This is a genomic window from Hymenobacter sp. HSC-4F20 (assembly GCF_019599275.1).
GTDB lineage: Bacteria > Bacteroidota > Bacteroidia > Cytophagales > Hymenobacteraceae > Hymenobacter.
The window spans coordinates 183,993-203,632 of sequence record NZ_JAHZTD010000002.1; the positions used below are offsets into that span (position 1 = coordinate 183,993).

At 57.6% G+C, this 19,640-nt stretch carries 19 protein-coding genes; 9 read left to right on the plus strand and 10 right to left on the minus strand.

What is annotated here, in order from left to right:
- The first annotated feature begins 40 nt into the window (after positions 1 to 40).
- Positions 41 to 652 (plus strand): redoxin domain-containing protein, encoded by a 612-nt coding sequence (locus K3G63_RS10435; protein ID WP_220614071.1) that lies wholly within the window; start codon positions 41 to 43, stop codon positions 650 to 652.
- 79 nt (positions 653 to 731) lie between these two features.
- Here the strand turns inward: K3G63_RS10435 and K3G63_RS10440 are convergent, their stop codons facing one another.
- From K3G63_RS10440 to K3G63_RS10475, 9 genes are all read right to left on the minus strand, one after another.
- Positions 732 to 1,607: a transglutaminase-like domain-containing protein gene (locus tag K3G63_RS10440; protein WP_220614072.1), complete on the minus strand. Its 876-nt coding sequence runs from the start codon at positions 1,605 to 1,607 to the stop codon at positions 732 to 734.
- 313 nt (positions 1,608 to 1,920) lie between these two features.
- Entirely contained in the window at positions 1,921 to 3,648 is a 1,728-nt protein-coding gene (gene poxB / locus K3G63_RS10445) for a ubiquinone-dependent pyruvate dehydrogenase (RefSeq protein ID WP_220614073.1), read from the minus strand.
- Positions 3,649 to 3,797: 149 nt separating this feature from the next.
- Positions 3,798 to 4,352: a hypothetical protein gene (locus K3G63_RS10450; protein WP_220614074.1), complete on the minus strand. Its 555-nt coding sequence runs from the start codon at positions 4,350 to 4,352 to the stop codon at positions 3,798 to 3,800.
- 159 nt (positions 4,353 to 4,511) lie between these two features.
- Positions 4,512 to 5,819 (minus strand): DUF2268 domain-containing protein, encoded by a 1,308-nt coding sequence (locus tag K3G63_RS10455; protein ID WP_220614075.1) that lies wholly within the window; start codon positions 5,817 to 5,819, stop codon positions 4,512 to 4,514.
- 317 nt (positions 5,820 to 6,136) lie between these two features.
- Positions 6,137 to 6,268, minus strand: a complete 132-nt coding sequence (locus K3G63_RS22795) for a hypothetical protein (protein ID WP_259404410.1) — start codon at positions 6,266 to 6,268, stop codon at positions 6,137 to 6,139.
- 10 nt (positions 6,269 to 6,278) lie between these two features.
- Positions 6,279 to 6,782, minus strand: coding sequence for a hypothetical protein (locus K3G63_RS10460; protein WP_220614076.1), 504 nt, complete (start codon positions 6,780 to 6,782; stop codon positions 6,279 to 6,281).
- Between the two features lie 33 nt (positions 6,783 to 6,815).
- A complete protein-coding gene (locus K3G63_RS10465) occupies positions 6,816 to 8,444 on the minus strand; it encodes an acyl-CoA carboxylase subunit beta (protein WP_220614077.1) in 1,629 nt (542 codons plus the stop codon).
- Between the two features lie 105 nt (positions 8,445 to 8,549).
- Positions 8,550 to 9,566 (minus strand): MlaD family protein, encoded by a 1,017-nt coding sequence (locus K3G63_RS10470; protein WP_220614078.1) that lies wholly within the window; start codon positions 9,564 to 9,566, stop codon positions 8,550 to 8,552.
- 70 nt (positions 9,567 to 9,636) lie between these two features.
- A complete protein-coding gene (locus K3G63_RS10475; protein ID WP_220614079.1) occupies positions 9,637 to 10,449 on the minus strand; it encodes an N-acetylmuramoyl-L-alanine amidase in 813 nt (270 codons plus the stop codon).
- Positions 10,450 to 10,590: 141 nt separating this feature from the next.
- On the opposite strand from K3G63_RS10475, the gene K3G63_RS10480 reads away from it, so the two are divergent.
- The 8 genes from K3G63_RS10480 to rplS all read left to right on the plus strand — a co-directional run bounded on the left by K3G63_RS10480 (position 10,591) and on the right by rplS (position 18,970).
- A complete protein-coding gene (locus K3G63_RS10480) occupies positions 10,591 to 13,404 on the plus strand; it encodes a putative LPS assembly protein LptD (protein WP_220614080.1) in 2,814 nt (937 codons plus the stop codon).
- 180 nt (positions 13,405 to 13,584) lie between these two features.
- On the plus strand, positions 13,585 to 14,400 hold the full coding sequence (gene panB, locus K3G63_RS10485; protein ID WP_220614081.1) for a 3-methyl-2-oxobutanoate hydroxymethyltransferase: 816 nt from the start codon (positions 13,585 to 13,587) through the stop codon (positions 14,398 to 14,400).
- Positions 14,401 to 14,519: 119 nt separating this feature from the next.
- Positions 14,520 to 15,227, plus strand: a complete 708-nt coding sequence (locus K3G63_RS10490; protein ID WP_220614082.1) for an RluA family pseudouridine synthase — start codon at positions 14,520 to 14,522, stop codon at positions 15,225 to 15,227.
- A 236-nt stretch (positions 15,228 to 15,463) separates the two neighbouring features.
- Complete coding sequence (locus K3G63_RS10495; RefSeq protein WP_220614083.1) at positions 15,464 to 16,219, plus strand: acyl-CoA desaturase; 756 nt, start codon at positions 15,464 to 15,466, stop codon at positions 16,217 to 16,219.
- A 254-nt stretch (positions 16,220 to 16,473) separates the two neighbouring features.
- The gene (locus tag K3G63_RS10500) at positions 16,474 to 17,019 is read left to right on the plus strand and encodes a 30S ribosomal protein S16 (RefSeq protein WP_220614084.1); all 546 of its coding nucleotides are present in this window, start codon (positions 16,474 to 16,476) and stop codon (positions 17,017 to 17,019) included.
- 116 nt (positions 17,020 to 17,135) lie between these two features.
- Entirely contained in the window at positions 17,136 to 17,717 is a 582-nt protein-coding gene (gene rimM / locus K3G63_RS10505; RefSeq protein ID WP_220614085.1) for a ribosome maturation factor RimM, read from the plus strand.
- 13 nt (positions 17,718 to 17,730) lie between these two features.
- Positions 17,731 to 18,408 carry a tRNA (guanosine(37)-N1)-methyltransferase TrmD gene (trmD, locus tag K3G63_RS10510; RefSeq protein WP_220614086.1) on the plus strand — a complete coding sequence of 226 codons (678 nt, stop codon included), beginning with the start codon at positions 17,731 to 17,733 and terminating at the stop codon, positions 18,406 to 18,408.
- A gap of 181 nt (positions 18,409 to 18,589) precedes the next feature.
- The gene (gene rplS / locus K3G63_RS10515; RefSeq protein ID WP_220614087.1) at positions 18,590 to 18,970 is read left to right on the plus strand and encodes a 50S ribosomal protein L19; all 381 of its coding nucleotides are present in this window, start codon (positions 18,590 to 18,592) and stop codon (positions 18,968 to 18,970) included.
- 114 nt (positions 18,971 to 19,084) lie between these two features.
- Here the strand turns inward: rplS and K3G63_RS10520 are convergent, their stop codons facing one another.
- Positions 19,085 to 19,510, minus strand: coding sequence for a hypothetical protein (locus K3G63_RS10520; RefSeq protein ID WP_220614088.1), 426 nt, complete (start codon positions 19,508 to 19,510; stop codon positions 19,085 to 19,087).
- Positions 19,511 to 19,640 lie beyond the last annotated feature (130 nt).

The window sequence follows — 19,640 nt, forward strand, 5'->3', positions numbered from 1 at the left end:
TTTAACTCACTTCCTCACCTGCTTCCCTAATTCATCTCCCATGTCCCTTCGCCGCATTTCCATTGTTGCTGCCGCCGCTCTGCTTTTCTGCACCGTTGCGGTTGGGGTAGCCCGCGCGCAGGGCAGCCGCTCCGTCACTGATTTCAGCCTGAAAAACAGCGCTAATACCGAAGTAGCCCTGAAAAGCTACGCCGGCAATAAGGCAGTGGTGGTCGTCTTCGTAAATCCGGCCTGCGCTTTCTCCAAGCTCTACCAGAGCCGGCTGAGTGCCCTCAGCACCGAGTACGGCGCCAGGGGGGTGCAGTTTCTTTTTGTTAACGCTCCTATTAACCTGGAAGCCAGTGCCGATACCGGCGAGGCGGAGAAGCTCAAAATCAAGACCACTGGTAGCATCGACCTCCCCTTGCTGACGGACGAAGGTCAGAAAGTAAGCACCCTACTGGGGGCCACCAAAACCCCTGAGGTAGTGCTGCTCCAGCCCCTAGGGGACGGATTTGCGGTGCGTTACAAAGGCGCCATTGACGATAATCCGCAGGTAGAAAGCTACGTGAAGGAGCGCTATTTGGCACAGGCCCTCGACCAAGTGCTGGCGGGCCGCACAAGCGGTATTGCCGACAAGCGGGCAGCCGGCTGCCTGATCAAGAAATTCTAAGGCTTGCCGTAACCCCTCTAACAACACTGGGGCCGCTGATAATCTATCAGCGGCCCCAGTCTTTTGTAGGAAGGCTTATTTATTCTTCGCTTGGCTCGCTTCCAGCATCCGTAGCCTCGGACTCGTTGGTGAGGATGGCCAGTAGCTGCGCAACTTCCGCGGCTTTGGCGGGCTCCTGCAGCTTCTCGAAGCTGAGCTGCAGGTTGCGTAGCGCCCGGCGCACAATATCAATATGTGAGCAGGGCTCGAAGAACATCTCGTTGGGTGTGAGGTTCAGCTGACCGATATAGTGCTCAATATCCGTGCGCGAGAGTACCAGCCCCCGGTTGTAACAGTTGATATAAAACGGTTCAAGCGGCCCCTCCGGGCGGTAGGTAAGCACGAACAGGTTGGGCAGGTTTACACCGAACACCGGCATTTTGAGCCGCTGCGCCACTAGCAGATAGATAACACACAGCGTCAGGGGGTTGCCACGGCGGGTTTCCAGCACTCGGTGCAACATAGAGTTGGCCGGCGAATGAAAGTTCTGGGTGTTGGCGGCAAACTTGTGGGTGCGAAACAGCACATGATTGAGCGTTTGCACCTGGTCGGCGGGGTGCATCTCGGGCTGCAGCAGGGTCCAGGCTTCGAACCGCAGCTGCTCAATGGCGCGGTTCAGCACCTGAAAGTCCGCATCAGGGTACTGGTAGGAATTCAGCAGCCACATGCCCTCGAGCAGGTTCTCGCCACCGGAGTCGCGCCACACCCGCAGGCGTTGCTGCAGGCCCTCAAATTGCAGATGATGAATTAAATCTTCGAGACGCTGCTGCTGCTGCGTGTCCAGCGTTTCCTCCCACGACTCTTCGAGAAAGGGAATAATGCTTTCGCCCAAAGTCTGGATTTTCTCCTGAATCTGCGGGGCAATTTCCGGATCGTCGAGCAGGGAGATAAGGGCTTTGATTTCTTTATTGGTCATGGAACGACTAGGCCGGCGGGAAGCGGCCCCAAAAGGCGGAAAGAGCAAATAAACGCAACCGACGCAGTTTTTCGCCGCCGACTGCTGGTAGGTAACATAGCAAAAGGTCTAGATTGTTCAAACAACCTACCTCCGGGCTCTACTTAGCAGACCCAGTTTGGCCGCGCGAGCGGGTAGCACCCCAGTTCCAGCGTGATGGGCCTATCCAACACGATAGGCGTATCCTATCCCAAACCAGGCAGTTACATTACCCAGGTCAGCACAGACTATTATGCCCGGAAACACGGTGCCGCTACGCCGCTGCGCAACAACATTATCGTAGCAGGTTGGTTTTGGCGAGTTCCAACACCTCATCCCCGCGCCCGTTCATGATGGCTTTAAGGGTATAGAGGCTGAAGCCCAGCATCTGCTCCTTCTGAATAGTCGGCGGCATGGACAGCTCTGCACGTTTAACCACCGCATCAAGGATAACCGGGCCCGGATGGGCCAGCATTTCTGCAATGGCCGCTGAGAGGTAAGCCGGATCGGTGACCCGGATACCCCGCACGCCCGCCGCTTCGGCCAGGGCGGCAAAGTTCGGATTTTCCAGCTCGGTGCCGTACTCCAGAATGCCAGCGGCCTTCATTTCCAACTCTACAAACCCCAGGCTGTTGTTGTTGAAGATGACAACTTTTACTGGGGTGTTGAGCTGTTTCAAGGTTAGCAGTTCGCCCAACAGCATGGCAAAGCCTCCGTCGCCGGCCAGGGCTATTACTTGCCGGTTCGGGTAGGCCAGTTGCGCCCCCAGGGCCTGAGGCATGGCGTTGGCCATGCTGCCGTGGTTAAATGAGCCAACAAGCCGGCGCCGGCCGTTCATGCGCAGGTAGCGGGCCGCCCAGATGGTAGGCGTGCCCACGTCGCAGGTAAAAATGGCGTCTTCGGCGGCCTGCTCGTTAAGCAGGCGGGTTACGTACTGGGGGTGCATGCTGGTGTCGCCGGGCTCCCCGGTGGCCAGCTCATCCAGGTTCGCGCGGGTGCGGCGGTAGTTGTCGAGGGCTTTTTCCAGGTGCTCCCGGTTTTGCTTGTGGTTAAGCAGGGGTAGCAGTTCCCGGAGTGTAGCCGCTACGTCGCCGACCAACCCTACCTCTACCCGGGCCCGGCGACCGATATGCTCCCCGCGAATGTCTACCTGCACGGTGCGCACATCCTGGGGCAGGAACTGTGCGTAAGGAAAATCAGTGCCGAGCATCAGCATGGAATCGGCATCCATCAGGGCGTCGTACCCCGAGGTGAAACCCAGCAAACCAGTCAGGCCTACATCGTAGGGATTGTTGGGCTCCACGTATTCCTTGCCCCGTAGGGCATGCACGATGGGAGCACCCAGTAGCTCGGCCACTTGCAGCAGTTCGGCGTGGGCGTCGGCGCAACCCGCGCCGGCCATAATGGTCACCTTATCAGCGGTATTGAGCAAGTCGGCAGCCGCGCGCAGTTCCTCCATAGCCGGCACCAGAGTTGCTCTACTGCGCAGCACAGGCAGGCGCGGCTCGGGGGCTTCTGCTTTCTGATGGCTGATGTCGCCGGGCACTACTATCACGGCTACACCTCTCTGAACCAAAGCCGTCTGAATGGCTATTTCGGTGGTGCGTACCGTTTGGTCGGGGTGGCCGATCAGCTCGCAGTAGGCGCTACACTCTTTGAACGTGTTCTCGGGGTGCGTTTCCTGAAAATACTGAGTTCCAATTTCCACGCTCGGAATCTGGGCGGCAATGGCCAGCACCGGCACACGGCTGCGGTGGCAGTCATAGAGGCCATTCAGCAGGTGGGTGTTGCCAGGCCCACAGGAGCCCGCGCACACGGCCAGCGCCCCGGTCAGGTGAGCTTCAGCGCCAGCGGCAAAAGCCCCGGCTTCCTCATTGCGCACGTGTATCCACTCAATACCGTCGCGCTTCCTGATTTCATCGGTAATGCCGTTAAGGGAGTCGCCTACCACGCCGTACACCCGCGTTACGCCAGCGGCCTGCAGGGTATCCACTATAATTTCTGAGACAGTCTTCTTCGCCATATTCTTGCAGGTAATGTCCGAAGGCTATACGACGACCCGTCCCGAAAGGCCGCCGCTTCTTTCTGTTATTCCTTTCTGTTATTCGCTGGTGGCAGGCAGCTGCGTACAGCTTCGCCTGTACAAGCTCCCCCGGTATAGGCAGGTTTAAGCTATGACTTAGTTAGTGCCCAAGCTCCGGCCATAGCCAATTCCCGCAGTGCTTCGGCCGCTTCGTATTCCAGGGCTTTAATGCGCACAGTAAGGAGGGCCTGGGCGCCGGGGCCGTTGCGCTGCCACTGCTGCCGGGCTTCTTCAAGCAGTTGTGCCACCCACGCTTGGGCGTGCTCCTCGCTGGCAACGGGTAGGCTTGCGTGCAGGGTGGGTAGCACTTGCAGCCGGTGCTGGTATTGAACGGCTTTTTGCTGCATGCGGGCCAGTTCCCGGCGCAGCGTTGCAGCCTGGGCCTGGCACTGCTGCTGGTAGGCTTGCAGCGGGCCCCAGTCGGGGGCGGGCACGGCCGCGCCGGCCGAAGCCGCGGCGCTCATGGCCGCGACCAAGGGATGCAGGGCCTGCGCCGCAGCGGCCGGGAGCTTCCGCTGCCCGGTTTCGGTAAGGGCCACCAGCGCCCGTGACACCCCCAGCAGCTCCGACAGCTCCAGCTGCGACAAGCCGTAGTAAGCACGGATTTCGGGTAACCGGGGGTCAGGGGCGGGTGCGGCGGGCATATGATGCTGGTTGTAAGCTACGGCTACATACGCAGGGCTGTCCGTGCGGGACCATGCGGTGTAACTGTTTTTGCTTTACGAGTAGAATAGTCACACCGGCTACCCTGCTAGCTGGTAGCAACGTTTCGCCTACCCGGCCAGCCCCCTACTGCTACTGCCCTATTTAGTTTTAAAGTGCACAGTGTAATTCTCCCGCAACGGATAGCCCGTACGAGACCTGAAGCTGCGGGTAGTCACCACAAACTCGTACTCATGGTTTGGCTGCAACTCTACGCTAAGCCGGAACTGCTTACCGTCGGCAGAAAAGCCCACCGGTTTTTTCAGAGGGAAGTATTCTTGGCCCCGCGGCCCCATATTGAAGGACATGCCCTGCTCGTCCATTTCTTGGCTAAATTGGATTACCAGTTCGCGCACTCCGGCATCGACGGTGGTAGCGCCATTTCTGAACGGCGCCAGCCCGGCCACCACGGGGTAACGGGCCTGAAGCGCGGTAAGAAGCGCCGGTTTGTCCCAGCCCTCGGGGTAGTAGCCGGCCTGAGCGAGAAAGCGCTCCGTAGCTTCCGGGTTGGCGTAGTCCAGCTCAATGATGTCTTTGATGGCCTGCCGCTTGTTTTCGGCTTGGGCGTAGTAGCGTTTGCAAATGCTGTAACCGATGAAATAACCAAGGTCGGCGGTGGTGCCTACGCTAGTGCCGTTGTAAAGCCAGCGGCTCATATCGTCTCCAAACATTTCCTCCTTGAACCGGGCCTGCAGCTCAGGGGCGTGGGCCGCGCCGTAGCGGAGGTAGCTGGCTTGCAAAGGCTTTCGCACGACCAGCTCGGTAACAAAATCACAAGCGCCTTCTTTCAGAGCCTGCCCCAGCAAGTTGGTCTGGCCGGGGCGCTGCTGGGTGTGCACATACTCGTGCACGTTTAGGGGCACAATGTTATCGAGCGACTGGTGCCGGAACACGCCTGCCAACCACTGATTGGAAAACTCCGATACGTCGGTGGAGGGGGTACCCATAGTAATTTCCGTACCCACCAGCACAAGGTTGTCGCGCACGGTACCGCCCGAGCGCAGCCCTCCTACGGTAAAGTACATTTTCGCCTCGCGCAGCTCCGGATATAGGCGCCTTAACCGGTGGATACTGCGGTCAATATCTCGGGTTTTGGTTTTTACCACCAGGGTATTGGGCCGGATGGAAGTCCAGAACTTAGGCAGTTTGTTGATCAGGTCAACCCACTTTTCTGCCGTAAACTCCCGCGCTTCCATAAACGCGTGCAGCCCCTCACTGCCCGGCCGGATATATAGCCGGTTGAATACCGCTATTTGCCGGATGCGGTCTGGGGTAGCGCGCACGCTGTCATAGGCCACCCAAAACCGGTCGATGTCGTCGGTATAGATAGCAGATTTCGAGGTGCGGGTTTGCCCTAGACAAGTAAAGGCGTCCGTGACTAGCAGCAGGCAGAGTAGCCATTTTTTCATAGCAACAAGAGCAAACGTATACCTGACAGCGCGAATGACAACAAATAGTGGGTAAGCTCCAAGAGGTAGAGGAAGCCTCAGAGTCTGCAAGGAGCAGCTTCTGCCTGTCTACCCGCACCTGAAACGCCAACGGCCCGCCGCACCGGGTGGTGCCGACGGGCCTATGAATGGGTTTCAACTTGCTACCTAGTCAGGCAGCTTTTTGATCAGCAAAAGCTACAAAGCGTCTCGTAGCCAGGGGGTTTCCAGCCCAAAGGTTTCGTCAGCCGCCACTAGCTCCTGTAGCCGTGCTACCATTAACCGTCTGGCCTATACGCTCACGAGAGGCCCCGCGCTATTTCAATGGTATTGACGAACTCCCGGCACCCCAGCAGATTCGGCAGCAGCGCGTACGCGGCGGTAGTTTTGCCTGCACCGTTGCAGCCCGCTAGGAGGTAGAGGGGTTTCATAACTAGGAATTCATTTGGCAGAAGCTATCAATGCGAGTTTTTTCACCAGCCATGCTTCGGTGTCTGACATCGGTTTGAACACCTTAACATAGCACAGTACTGCACAAATGCTCAGTGGAAAGAGCGTATATACTACCCTTTCCCAAAGCTCCAGTGTACGATATACCCCATTCACCTTCATTTCGTCACTCATTAATATACTAATTGACAGTATTCCACTAATAACTACACAAAGCAGAATAACAAAATAACCTTCGGTAGTTGGCTTGATCGTCAAATCAACCTGTACTGGACTTCCATCCGTTATTGCACCGCTAACTACAGGAAAGACAGGTCCATTTTGCGTACTACTCCGGCGCAATACAGTGAAGTATCCCTCGCTAATTTCCACTTTATACTTCTCTGTCTTTAGAATCCAGAAGCCAGCTTCTTCCCTGCTCAAGTGAGAAATGATTGAATTTATTTCTTGAGCCGATAACGCCGATTGATAGACTCTATTCTGAGAGAGCAGCATGTCTTGTTTACGGTATTATTGCTAGCAGCTTGCTTACACCTGAATCACGCCCACGTTATACGCCTTCTCAATGGGCGCGTGGTTGGCCATGCTGATGCCCTGGGAAATGACCTTGCGGGTTTCCAAGGGGTCGATGATGGCATCGACCCAGAGGCGGGCGGCGGCGTAATAGGGCGAGAGCTGCTCGTCGTAGCGGGCTTTGATTTTGTCGAACATCTCCTTCTTGGCCTCGTCGGTGAGCGTTGAGCCTTTGGCCTCGGCAGCGGCTACTTGTATCTGAAGCAATGTATTGGCGGCGGCGGCTCCGCTCATTACGGCCAGCTGGGCGGTAGGCCAGGCCACAATGAGGCGGGGGTCGTAGGCCTTGCCGCACATGGCGTAGTTGCCGGCCCCGTAGGAGTTGCCCACAATCACCGAAAACTTGGGCACCACGGAGTTGCTCATGGCATTCACCATCTTGGCTCCGTCCTTGATAATGCCGCCGTGCTCCGACTGGCTACCCACCATAAAGCCCGACACGTCGTGCAGGAACACCAGCGGAATGCGCTTTTGGTTGCAGTTCATGATGAAGCGCGCGGCTTTGTCAGCCGAGTCGGAGTAGATAACGCCGCCCATCTGCATGGCACCCTTCTTGGTTTTCACGATCTTGCGCTGGTTGGCCACGATGCCCACGGCCCAGCCCTCAATGCGCGCCAGCCCGCAGATCAGGCTCTGTCCGTAGAGGTCCTTGTAGGGCTCAAACTCTGAGTCGTCCACCAAGCGCCGGATGATGTCCATCATGTCGTAAGGCTTCACCCGGTCGGCGGGTAGCAGGCCGTAGATTTCCGCTGGGTTTTCCTTGGGCGGTGCGGGAGCTTTGCGGGAGAATCCGGCCGTAGCCTGCCCGCCCAGCTTATCGAAGATGTTGCGGATGTGGTCGAGACACTCTTCGTCATTCTGGAACTTGTAGTCCGTCACGCCCGAAATTTCGGAGTGGGTAGTAGCCCCGCCCAGCGTTTCGTTGTCGATACTTTCGCCAATGGCTGATTTCACGAGGTAGGAACCCGCCAGAAACACCGAGCCGGTGCCATCCACAATCATGGCCTCGTCGGACATAATGGGCAGGTAGGCGCCGCCCGCCACGCAGGGGCCCATGATGGCGGCCAGCTGCACGATGCCCATGCTGCTCATTACGGCGTTGTTGCGGAAGATGCGGCCGAAGTGCTCCTTGTCGGGGAAAATTTCGTCCTGCATGGGCAGGTACACGCCCGCCGAATCGACGAGGTAAATGATGGGCAGCTTGTTTTCGATGCTGATTTCCTGAGCCCGCAGGTTTTTCTTGGCTGTTATCGGGAACCAGGCGCCAGCCTTCACGGTGGCATCGTTGGCGACAACCACGCACTGCCGGCCTTGCACGTAGCCGATAACTACTACTACCCCTCCGCCGGGGCAGCCGCCTTCTTGCGGGTACATACCTTCGCCGGCAAATGCCCCGATTTCCACGGTTTCGGCATCCTTATCGAGCAGGTAGGTAATACGCTCCCGGGCCGTGAGCTTGCCCTTGGCTTTGTGGGCCGCAATGCGCTTCTCGCCGCCCCCGAGGGCTACGCGCTGCAAGCGCTGCTGCAATTGAAACGTGAGTTGCTTAATGCTGTCTTCGTTTTTGTTGAACTCGAGGTCCATTAGGGGTGGGATGAAAGTGGGTGGTGGGATGGGTGGGAAAGCAAAAATCCGCCCCTATGGGGGCGGATTTCAAAGGTACGTTTTGTGCAAGAAGCCGGCACAACATTAGGGCGTAACTACGGCACCGGTAGCGGGTGTCACCGTTTTGGTTTCCTTTTCTACCTCGCCGTTGGGCTTAGTGGTCGTTTCGGTTTTCTTTTTCTCCTTGCCTCCGCCAAATACCGAGAAGTGCACGTAGCGCTTGGGGTTGGCCTGCAGGTCCTTAATCAGGTTATTGGAGCTAGCGGCCGTAGCGTTGAGATTGTTGTAGAGCAGCGTATCGCTGATGAGCTTACCCAGAGAGCCTTTCTGGTCGGTGAGGGAGCGGTTCAGGGTGGTCATCGTGCCCTGAGCTTCCGTCATGGTGGCGTTGAGCTTGCGCATGGCTGGGCCTACGGGCGCGTTCTTTAGCGAGTCGCTGAGGGTAGAGAAATTAGCGGCAATCCGGTCGAATTTAGCGCTGGTCTTGTTCAGGTCGGCCGTGAGGCGGGCCATGTTGGTGGTAATCTGGTTGATGTTGCGCTGGTTCATCAGCAGCAGATTTTTCAGCGCCTCGGTGCTACCCTGAGCGTTTTGCAGGGTAGCCTGCAGGCTCACCTTGGCGTCCTTGTTCAGGAAGCCGTTTACCTTAATCAGCGTGGAGTCCACGGTGCCGAGCACGGGTAGGGCCTTAGCCTGGAAAGCGTCGGTAATGCTGGCCACAGTATAGGATTTCAGTTCCTCGCCCCCGTCAAACACTTTCGTATTCTTACCCAGGAAGAGGGTAATGGTTTTGGAGCCCAGCAGCGAGCCGCTGAGGCTAGCCACGGTAGAGTCGCCGACGGTAACGCCTTTTTGCAGTTCCACGGCTACTTTCACCCGGTTGCCTTCCTCCGGGACCAGCATCATTTCCTTTACCTGGCCTACTTTAATACCGTTCAGGATGACGGGGTTGCCCACGTTCAGGCCGTCCACGTTATCGTACTTAGCGTAGTAGGTCCGGTCCGACGATAGAATATTACTACCCTTCAGAAAGTTGAAGCCTACAATAAGCAGGGCTACGGCCACAATGCCCAACAGGGCCACTTTGATTTCTTTTGACACGGGGGTCAGCGGTTGGTTGAAGAGGGAGTCGGAGAGGCATTTACCGGGCCTGTACAAGGCCGGCAAGGAGTTATTCGCCGGTGGTAGCTTCCAACTCGTTTTTATAGTCGCGGAAGGCCCGGTAAATCCCCGAGGCCATATACGACTGCCCGGCTTTATCGTTCAAGTATTGCTCTTCCTGACGGTTCGTCAGAAATCCCGACTCGATAAGGACCGAGGGCATAGTAGATTTCCAAAGCACCAGAAAGCCTGCCTGCTTGACGCCGCGTGAGGGGCGGCCCACCGTAGTGCGGAACTGGCGGTCTACCTTTTGGGCAAACCGGATGCTGTTGACCATGTGCGCGCTCTGAAACAAGGAAAACAGAATGTGGCTTTGGGGCGAGGTGGGGTCGAAGCCGTTGTAGCGCTCCTGGTAGTTTTCTTCCTGCAGAATTACGGCATTTTCCCGCTTGGCTACCGAGAGGTTGGCGTCGGTCTTGTGCGGGCCCATCGTCCAGACCTCAGTGCCAATAGCGGCCGGAGCACTGGCGTTGCAGTGCACGGAGATAAACAGGTCGGCGTTGTTCTTGTTGGCAATGCCTGCGCGGTCGGCTAGTTCCACAAACACGTCGGTTTTGCGGGTGTACACCACCTTCACCTCGGGCATGTTCTCCTCGATCTGCCGGCCCAGCTCCAGAATAATTTTCAGGGCCACGTCAGCTTCGCGCGCCTTCACACCGGCGCAGCCCCGGTCTTTGCCGCCGTGGCCGGCATCGAGCACCACCGTGCGCAGGCGGTAGCGCGCAGGCGCCGCCCTGCCGGGCAGGGAAGGGCGCGGCGAGGAAGAAGAAGAGCCGGCGAGAAATAACAGGGCCGCCGCGCCCAGAGCGACAATATTCCGCACGGAGTTCGTTAGTTGGGGTAGCGACCCGCTACCTTTGCAAACCGCCACAAAATAAACGATAAAAACTACGTGGCCCCACTCGCGCCTGTGTTCAATTCTATGAGGAGTGCGCTAGCCCCCTTGCGGCCACTACTACTTACTTTGTTCTTTACGCTGCTGCTGCACGCTGGCTGGGCCCAGCAGCGGCCGCGCACTACCAACGTGCCCGACGATGTGCGCCCGCAGCCCCAGATTCTGAACCCGCCCCAGCCCAACGCCCCCGTCCGTGATACAACCGGCCTGGTGCGAGGTACGGCTGATTCGTTGCGGGTAGGCGCTGGTGGCCGCAAGGGAGCTGTGGAAACTACCGTGAAGTACAAGGCCCAGGACTCCATTCGGTTTGAGGTGCAGAACAAGAGGGCCATCCTCTACGACAAGGCTACCGTCGACTACGGCGACATGAACTTGAAGGCCGCCCTGATTACCGTCGACTACAGCAAAAACCTGGTCACAGCCGAGGGCGCCAAGGACTCCACGGGCCGGGTGCAGGACCGCCCGCTGTTCAAGCAAGGGGCCGAAACCTATCAGGCCGGCCGCATCGACTACAACATCAAGAGCAAGCGGGGGCGCATCACCGACGTGGTAACCCAGCAGGGTGAGGGTTTCATCCACGCCGAAACTATCAAGAAGAATGCCCTGGGCGAGGCCTTCGGCCGCCACGCGGTGTACACCACTTGCAACCTGGAGCACCCTCACTTCTACATTAACGCCAGCAAGATGAAGCTGGTACCGGGCGAGCGGCAAAAGGTGGTAACGGGTCCCTTCAACCTGGTTATTGGCGATATTCCTACCCCTCTGGGCTTTCTGTTTGGGTATTTCCCAAGCCCCAAGAGCAACAAGCGGGCCTCGGGCCTGATTATTCCCACCTTCGGGCAGGCTGCCGACCGGGGCTTCTTCCTGCGCAACGGAGGCTATTACTGGGCGGCCAACGAGCACATTGGCGTGCGCCTCACCGGCGACATCTACTCGGGTAACGCCGACCGGTTTGGGGGCTGGCGGGGCACGGCGGAGGTACAGTACATCACGCGCTACCGGTACAGTGGTTTGTTCACGTTCAACTACAGCTCCCAGCCTACCGAGCGCCTGCTCGGCTCCACGGACGTTAACACCAACCCCAACTACGTGATTCCGCGGGCCTCCCGTACGTTCGCTCTGGCCTGGAATCACACGCCGGTGGCCCGCCCGAACGGAGGGCGCTTCTCGGCCAACGTGAACATTAGCAGCAGCAGCGGCAACTACTACCGCCAGAACGGCTACAACCCACGCCTCTACCTGACGCCGGCGTTTCAGTCGACCATCAGTTACGCCAAGCAGCTGCGCTACGCTCCCATCAACTACAGCATCAACCTGAGCCAGAGCCAGAACACGCAAACCGGCACCATGGACTTTACCCTGCCCGATGTATCGGCGCAGCTGGCCCGCCAGTACGTCTACGAGCTGCTGGGCCTGGAGTCGAGGGGGAAGTTTTACGAGCAGTTGGCTTTCTCCTACGACCTAACCTACCAGAACCGGCTTTCCAACTCGCTGCCGGCCCGCCAGCTCAACAGTGGCGCTATCCCGCTACTGGGCGGCTCCAACCAGGTTACGCTGTTACCCGTGCGCTTTTCCAACGTCAGCAAGCTGCTGCGTAACTCCCAAACGGGCATGCAGCACCGGTTTGGCATTACGCTGGGCAGCTACACGCTGCTGAAGCACCTCAACTTCAATCCCAGCGTGACTTACGGCGAAACCTGGTACTTCAAGCGGCTGCAGTACAGCTACTTGTCCGAAGCCCGGGCCGTCCGCATCGATACGGTGCGCGACTTTAACCGCCTCTACAGCTACACGGCGGGCGCCAGCCTGGCCACCAACATCTACGGTACCTTTGTGCGGAAGGGCACGCACAAGATCCAGGCCCTGCGCCACAAAATCACTCCTTCGGCCACTTTTAGCTACTCGCCGGCTACCCGCCGCGATAATCCCGCCTTCCAGCGCCTGGAGCTGGAAGGCCTACGCGACCCCCAAACGGGGCAGCTTTACTCCGAGGGTCAGGTATACCGCGACAACCGCGGTTTCCTGCTGCCCCGCTTCAGCAACTCACTTATTGCCCCTACCACTTCCACCGACGTCCGGCAGCTAAGCTTCCAGCTGCAAAACTCGGTGGAAATGAAAGTGCGCAACTCCAACGACACTACGGGAACTACCCCCTTCACCAAAGTCAGCCTCATCGACGGCCTGGATTTGAGCACGGGCTACGACTTTGCCAAGGACACCTTCCAACTGGCGCCCCTCAATGTTACTTTTCGTACCCAGGTGGCGCGTAAGCTGGGCGTCACCATCAATGGCAACTTCGAGTTTTACCAGCAGGATTCCCTGAAGCGGGACATCAACCGCTTCCTGTGGCAGCAGAAAAATTTCCGGCTGGCGCGGCTGGCTACGGCCAACGCCTCGCTGAGCTACCAGTTCAACCCCGCGCAGGGCAAGCGCAAGTCCACTATCCGCCGCGACGTAGCGCCCGTCAACGACCCTACCCTGGGCTCCCCTACCCGCATTGACCCCTACGAAGACTACGTGGACTTCAGCATTCCCTGGGATTTGAGCACCAACTTCACGTTGTCCTACGTCAACCAGGGGCCGCTGCCGGCTCGCGTTAACCGCCCCCGCAGCAGTGCCTATACTGCCGCCTCGCTCAACCTAAATGGCTCGGTGAAGCTCACGGAAACCCTGCGCTTCGGCTTTAGTACCAACTACGACTTCGTCAATCAGACTCCGGCCTTCACTAACCTGGATATTACCAAGGATTTGCACTGCTGGCAGATTACCGGCAACTGGCGCCCGTTTGGTCCCACCCGGGGCTACTTCGTGACCATTGCCGCCAAATCGGCCCTGTTGCAAGACCTCAAGCTCAGCCGCAACAAAACGTTCCTGAACTACTAAAGCAAACAGAACCGCTCGAAGCGGGAGGGCGAAAAGGCAAGGCTGCCTAGCTTAGTTTTTTTGCTGCCCCAAGAGAGCTAAACGGATAGATTTTCTAAAAAATCCGCAGCTTTGGCCCTGGATCAGGCGTTACCCGGTGTCCGTCAGAGCCCTCTTTTCAAGCCTCCTACCCCCTACCCCATGTCTCAGCACAAAGAAGTCAAGCTCGTGACCACGCACCAACTGCTGGCCATGAAGCAACGCGGCGAGAAAATATCCATGCTCACGGCCTACGACTTCTCCATGGCGCAGATTCTGGACGGCGCGGGCATCGACGTGCTGCTAGTCGGCGACTCGGCCTCCAACGTAATGGCCGGCCACGAAACCACCCTGCCCATTACCCTGGACCAGATGATTTACCACGCCCAGAGCGTGGTGCGGGCCGTGAAGCGGGCTTTCGTAGTGGTAGATTTGCCCTTTGGCTCCTACCAGGGCAACTCATCGGAGGCCCTGCGCTCCGCCATCCGCATTATGAAGGAATCGGGGGGACACGGCATCAAGCTCGAAGGCGGGGCCGAAATCAAGGATAGCATCGTGCGTATTCTGACGGCGGGTATTCCTGTAATGGGGCACTTGGGCCTTACTCCCCAAAGTATTTATAAATTTGGCACCTACTCCGTGCGAGCCAAGGAGGAAGCCGAAGCGCAGAAGCTAATCGAGGATGCGCAGCTGCTCGAAGAAATAGGCTGCTTTGCCCTCGTGTTGGAGAAAATTCCCTCGTCGCTGGCCAAGCGGGTAGCCGAAACGCTCACCATTCCGGTTATCGGCATCGGCGCCGGCCCCAACGTGGACGGGCAGGTGCTGGTAGTGCACGACATGCTGGGCATTACCAAGGAGTTCAAGCCCCGCTTCCTGCGCCGCTACGCTGACCTGGGCAACCTCATGCACGACGCCGTGCAGCGCTACATCCAGGATGTAAAGTCGCGCGACTTCCCTACCCAGGAAGAAGCGTATTAGTTTTAATTAGTAATGAGTAGTTGATAATTAATAATTAGAAGCGAGGCGGCTCTTTTTCCGATGAGTAGAGAACAGCGTCAATTTCTAATTGCTAATTATGAATTATTAATTCTCCCCCAGTGAATCGTCCGAATCTGTGGTCGGAGCGGAAGGAAATTCTGTTCGAAGACAATCACCTGCTCATCATTAATAAGCCCGCCGGCTTGCTGGTACAGGGCGACGCCACGGGCGATGAGCCCCTGTCGGCCAAGGCCGAGGAGTACCTGCGCTTCAAGTATAAAAAGCCGGGGGCGGCCTTCGTGGGCGTGGCTCACCGCCTCGACCGGCCGGTAAGTGGGGTAGTAGCCCTGGCCAAAACCAGCAAAGCGCTGAGCCGGCTGAACGAAATGTTCCGCGACAACAAGGTGCACAAAACTTACTGGGCCCTCACGGGCAAGTGCCCCGAGCCCACGGCCGGCCACCTCACGCACTGGTTGGTAAAAGACCCCATTCGCAATACCACCAAGGCCTATACCGAGCGCCACAGCCAGGGCCTGAAGTCGGAGCTGGACTACAAGGTGCTGGGTCAGGCCGGCACGCGGTGGCTGCTGCAGGTAAACCCCATTACGGGTCGGCCCCACCAGATCCGGGTGCAGCTCAGCTCTGGCCTGGGCACCCCCATCGTGGGCGACGTAAAGTATGGCTTTCTGGCCCCCCTGCCCGACGTGAGTATTGCCCTACACGCCCGGCAGCTCGAGTTTCAGCACCCGGTTACCAAGGAGGAAATGTGCTTTATTGCTCCCCTGCCCGAGGTAGCGCACTGGGAAGCCGCAGCGGTATACTATTAGATCAGTTTTTGCATGAGTAAGAGGGTAGCCGATGACCATACGCGCAGGTCGTCATCGGCTACCCTCTCCGCTTTGTAGCACCTGAATAACATTTTGGCCTTTTAGAGAGGGAAATTGGACACCGGGTACCCAGGGCCCTAATTTTGCAGACCGGCTACTGAACTTATGCCGAGCTTTTGCGCTTTGCGCGTCGAGGCATCGGCCACCTCTGGTTTCGACCTCTAACCTCTTGCCCCATGGCGATACTCTTCTTTTTCGTAGCGCACTACTACCTGTCGCTCTTTACCCAGACGTTCTACCTGCACCGGTATGCGGCTCACAAGATGTTCACGATGAACAAGTTCTGGGAGAAATTCTTCTTCCTGTTCACCTACATCTGTCAGGGCTCCTCTTTTCTCTCGCCGCGGGCCTACGCGCTGCTGCACCGTATGCACCACGCCTACTCCGATACCGAGCTGGACCCCCACTCGCCGTTGTACTCTTCCAATGCTTTCACGATGATGTGGAAGACCAAGAACATCTACAACGACGTGCTCAACCGCCGCCACGAGCTGGCCGCACGATTTGAAGGCGACTACCCCGAGTGGAACGCTATTGAAAAGCTCGGCGACTCCTGGATGTCGCGCGTGGGCTGGGGCACGCTTTACGTGCTGTTCTACGTAAACTTTGCCACGGCTTGGTGGCAGTTTCTGCTGCTGCCGCTGCACTTCCTGATGGGTCCTATCCACGGCGCCATTGTGAACTGGGGCGGCCACAAGTATGGCTACCAGAACTTTGATAACCACGACCACTCCAAAAATACGCTGCCCTTCGACTTCTTGGCGTTCGGCGAGCTGTTTCAGAATAACCACCACAAGCTGCCCATGCGCGTTAACTTCGGGGTGAAGAAGTGGGAGCTGGACCCCACTTATATGTTTATCTGGGGCTTGGATAAGCTAGGCGTAGTAAAAGTAAAACGCAAGTGGCAGCAGCCCGTAAACGTGGCAGCTTAGTCAAACTGTACAGGCGCGAAAAGTGAATTCGTGACGTACAACTCATCTTGCATACAGCAGTAAGCCCTTCGTATTGAGGTACGAGGGGCTTGCTTTTTCTCGGGATTATACGCCATCCTGCCACTTACAGACCTTTTCCGGGCGTCGACTACCTGGATTCACAACTTCACCTTTCACAACTGCGCCATTTTCCTTACCTTTGCACCTCATTTTCAACCAGACGCACGGGATGCGTCGCTTAACCAAACCGGTTTATGGCAGTTAAAATCCGCCTCGCCCGTCGCGGCCGCAAAAAGGCCGCTCAGTTCGACATCGTTGTTGCCGACTCCCGCTCGCCCCGCGACGGCCGCTTCATCGAGAAAATCGGTACCTACAACCCCCAGACCAACCCTGCTACCATCAACTTTGATGGCGACAAGGCGTTCGACTGGATCATGAAAGGTGCCCAGCCCACGGATACCGTGCGTGCCATGCTCTCCTACCGGGGAGTTCTCTACCGCAAGCACCTGCAGCTGGGTGTAATCAAAGGCGCCATCTCGCAGGAAACTGCCGACCAGCGCTTCACCGAGTGGAAAGAGCAGAAAGACGCTAAGATTGAAGGCAAGCGCACCAACTTGGGCAATGCCAAGGAGGAAGCCCGTCAGCAGCGTTTGGCCGCTGAAACCAAAGTAAAAGAAGCCCGCGCCGAGGCCCTGCGCCAGAAGCAGGCAGCGGCTGAAGCTGCTGCTGCTCCGGCTGCCGAAGGCGAAACGACCGAAGCTGAAGCCTCGGCCGACACGACCGAAGAAGCCGGCGCTTAATTCAGGTGAAAAGGAAAGAGTTTGGAAAATAGGGAATGGGTGGGCGGTTGTATGAACATACCGCCCCTACCCTTTTCTTCTTTCCAAACTCTTTGACTTTCTGATTTCCCCCTGCCATGACGCTCGACGACTGCTACGAACTCGGTTCGGTAGTGAAGCCCCACGGCCTGAAAGGCTTTGTGGTTGCTGCCTTCGACGTAGACGACCTCAACGAATACCGCAAGCTTAAATCGGTGCTGCTGGAGTTGCCCACGGCGCCGGGCAAGCTGGTGGAATACGGGGTGGAAAAGCTTCAGCCGCAGTCCGACGAGCGGGCCCTGCTTAAGCTCACCGGTATCAACCGCATTGAAGACGCCGAGCCGCTACGCAATGCCAAGCTATGGCGTCCTCTGGCAGATTTGCCGGCTCTGCAAAACGACCAGTTCTACTTTCACGATGTCATCGGCTACACAGTAGTTGATGAACAGTTAGGTGAGCTGGGCGTTGTAGAGACGTTCTACGAGCTTCCGCAACAGGACGTGCTAGCGATGCGCTATCAGGAACAAGAAGTGCTGATTCCAGTAGTAGACGAGCTGATTCTGCACGCCGATCAGGCGACGCGGCAGCTGCACGTTCGGCTGCCGGAAGGGCTGCTCGACGTGTACCTGATGCCTCCTTCACGTGAGCGGGATGAGCCCGACGAATTCGTAGCGCCCTAACCTGCCCGCCACCATGCGTATCGACATCGTTACGTGCCAGCCGGATTTGCTGGCCAGCCCCTTTGCGCACTCTATTGTGAGGCGCGCCCAGGACAAAGGCTTGGTCGAGATTCACCTGCACGATCTGCGTCGTTACGCCATCAATAAGCACGGTCAGATTGATGACTACGTGTTTGGAGGTGGAGCCGGGATGGTGCTGCGCGTGGAGCCAATTGCGGCCTGCTTTGATGAGCTATTGGCGCAGCGCACGTACGAGGCAGTCATCTATATGACCCCCGATGGGGAAACGCTGCGGCAGCCGCTGGTTAATCGTTTGTCGTTGGCAGGCAATCTGCTTATTCTCTGCGGCCACTACAAGGGCGTGGATGAACGGATCCGGCAGGCTTACATCACCCACGAAATCAGCGTAGGCGACTACGTATTGAGCGGGGGAGAATTAGGCGCGGCCATCCTGACAGATGCAGTAGTGCGGCTGTTGCCGGGCGTACTCGGCAACGAGGAATCAGCCCTGAGCGACTCGTTTCAGGACAATCTGCTGGCGCCGCCCGTGTATACCCGGCCCGCCGAATGGCGCGGCCTGGCAGTGCCAGAGATTCTGCTTTCGGGCAATACCCCGAAAATTGATATCTGGCGCCATGAGCAGGCGTTAGTCCGCACCCAGCAGCGCCGGCCTGATTTATTACCCGAGTGATGTGGTGGAGTTGTGCAGAGCGAACTGGTTGTACTACCCACGTAAGTGGCGCAAACAGAACGACAAACTCACAATTTCACGAACTCACCATTTCACAATTCAAAAATAGAGGGCTATATTTGCGCCTCTTTACCCGAAACCTCTTCGGACGGCGCGGCCGTCCTTTACAGTTTTTCCAGCCATGAGCGTACTACTCGATTTTATCCAGCAGGAATCCCAGGAGCGCCGCGCCAGCTTCCCCAACTTTGCCGCCGGCGACACGATTAACGTCCACGTGAAAATTCGCGAGGGCAACAAAGAGCGTATCCAGCAGTTTCAGGGCGTAGTTATCCAGCGCAAGAACACGAACTCGAACGGTGAGACTTTCACCGTTCGGAAGATTTCGAACCAGATCGGCACCGAGCGTATTTTCCCGCTGCTCTCGCCCAACATCGAGAAAATCGAGCTGGTGCGCCGCGGCAAAGTACGCCGCGCTCGTTTGTTCTACCTGCGTGGCCTGTCGGGCAAAGCTGCTCGCATCAAAGAAAAGCGCACGAACGTAGCAGCCAAGGCTACGGCCTAAACTGCGCGTTTAACCTAAGTCAAAACGCCGGCTTTCCCTTGCGGGAGGCCGGCGTTTCGCGTTACTAAGCAGAGCGGCAAACGGCTTGCAACCACTGCTGCCTGCTAGCGCAGCTTATGATTTTTGAGCCGAGTTCTGTTGCAGATCCTGCTCGGGGCTGCTTTGACCACCCGTGCTTACCTGCCGGGCTGCAGCGCTAAGCGCGTCGCCGAGCTTGGTAATGCGCTCCGCCGTGTTGGGGTTATCGGCGAAGATGGCGGCTTTGCTGGTGTTAGTGCCTAGGCGGCTCAAGAGCTGGCTCACCAGCGCTTTATCAATAGCGCCACCGCCGAAGTGCGCTTTCAGAGCCTGCATATCCACTACTATCTGGTGCAGCTCCGGGTTGTTGACGTCCTTGAGGTCTTCAATCCAGCGCTGGAAGTGGTTATCGAGGCCGGCGCGGCTGGCCTCCTCCTGCAGATTGCCGGTGAGGATGGATACAGCGCCATCCAGGTGGTTCTGGTGTTGGGTATCGTCTTTGGGCAGCTTGTGAAAAGACATAGGTAGAATGGTTAGTAGTTAGGCTGCTTGCGCGAGCGGAACGGTTGGAAATATCCGTGCAAACGCGCCTACCGGCTAAAGGTTGTGGCGTATGTTCCACTCCGAACGGCTACTTTCGCTGCCACTTCCC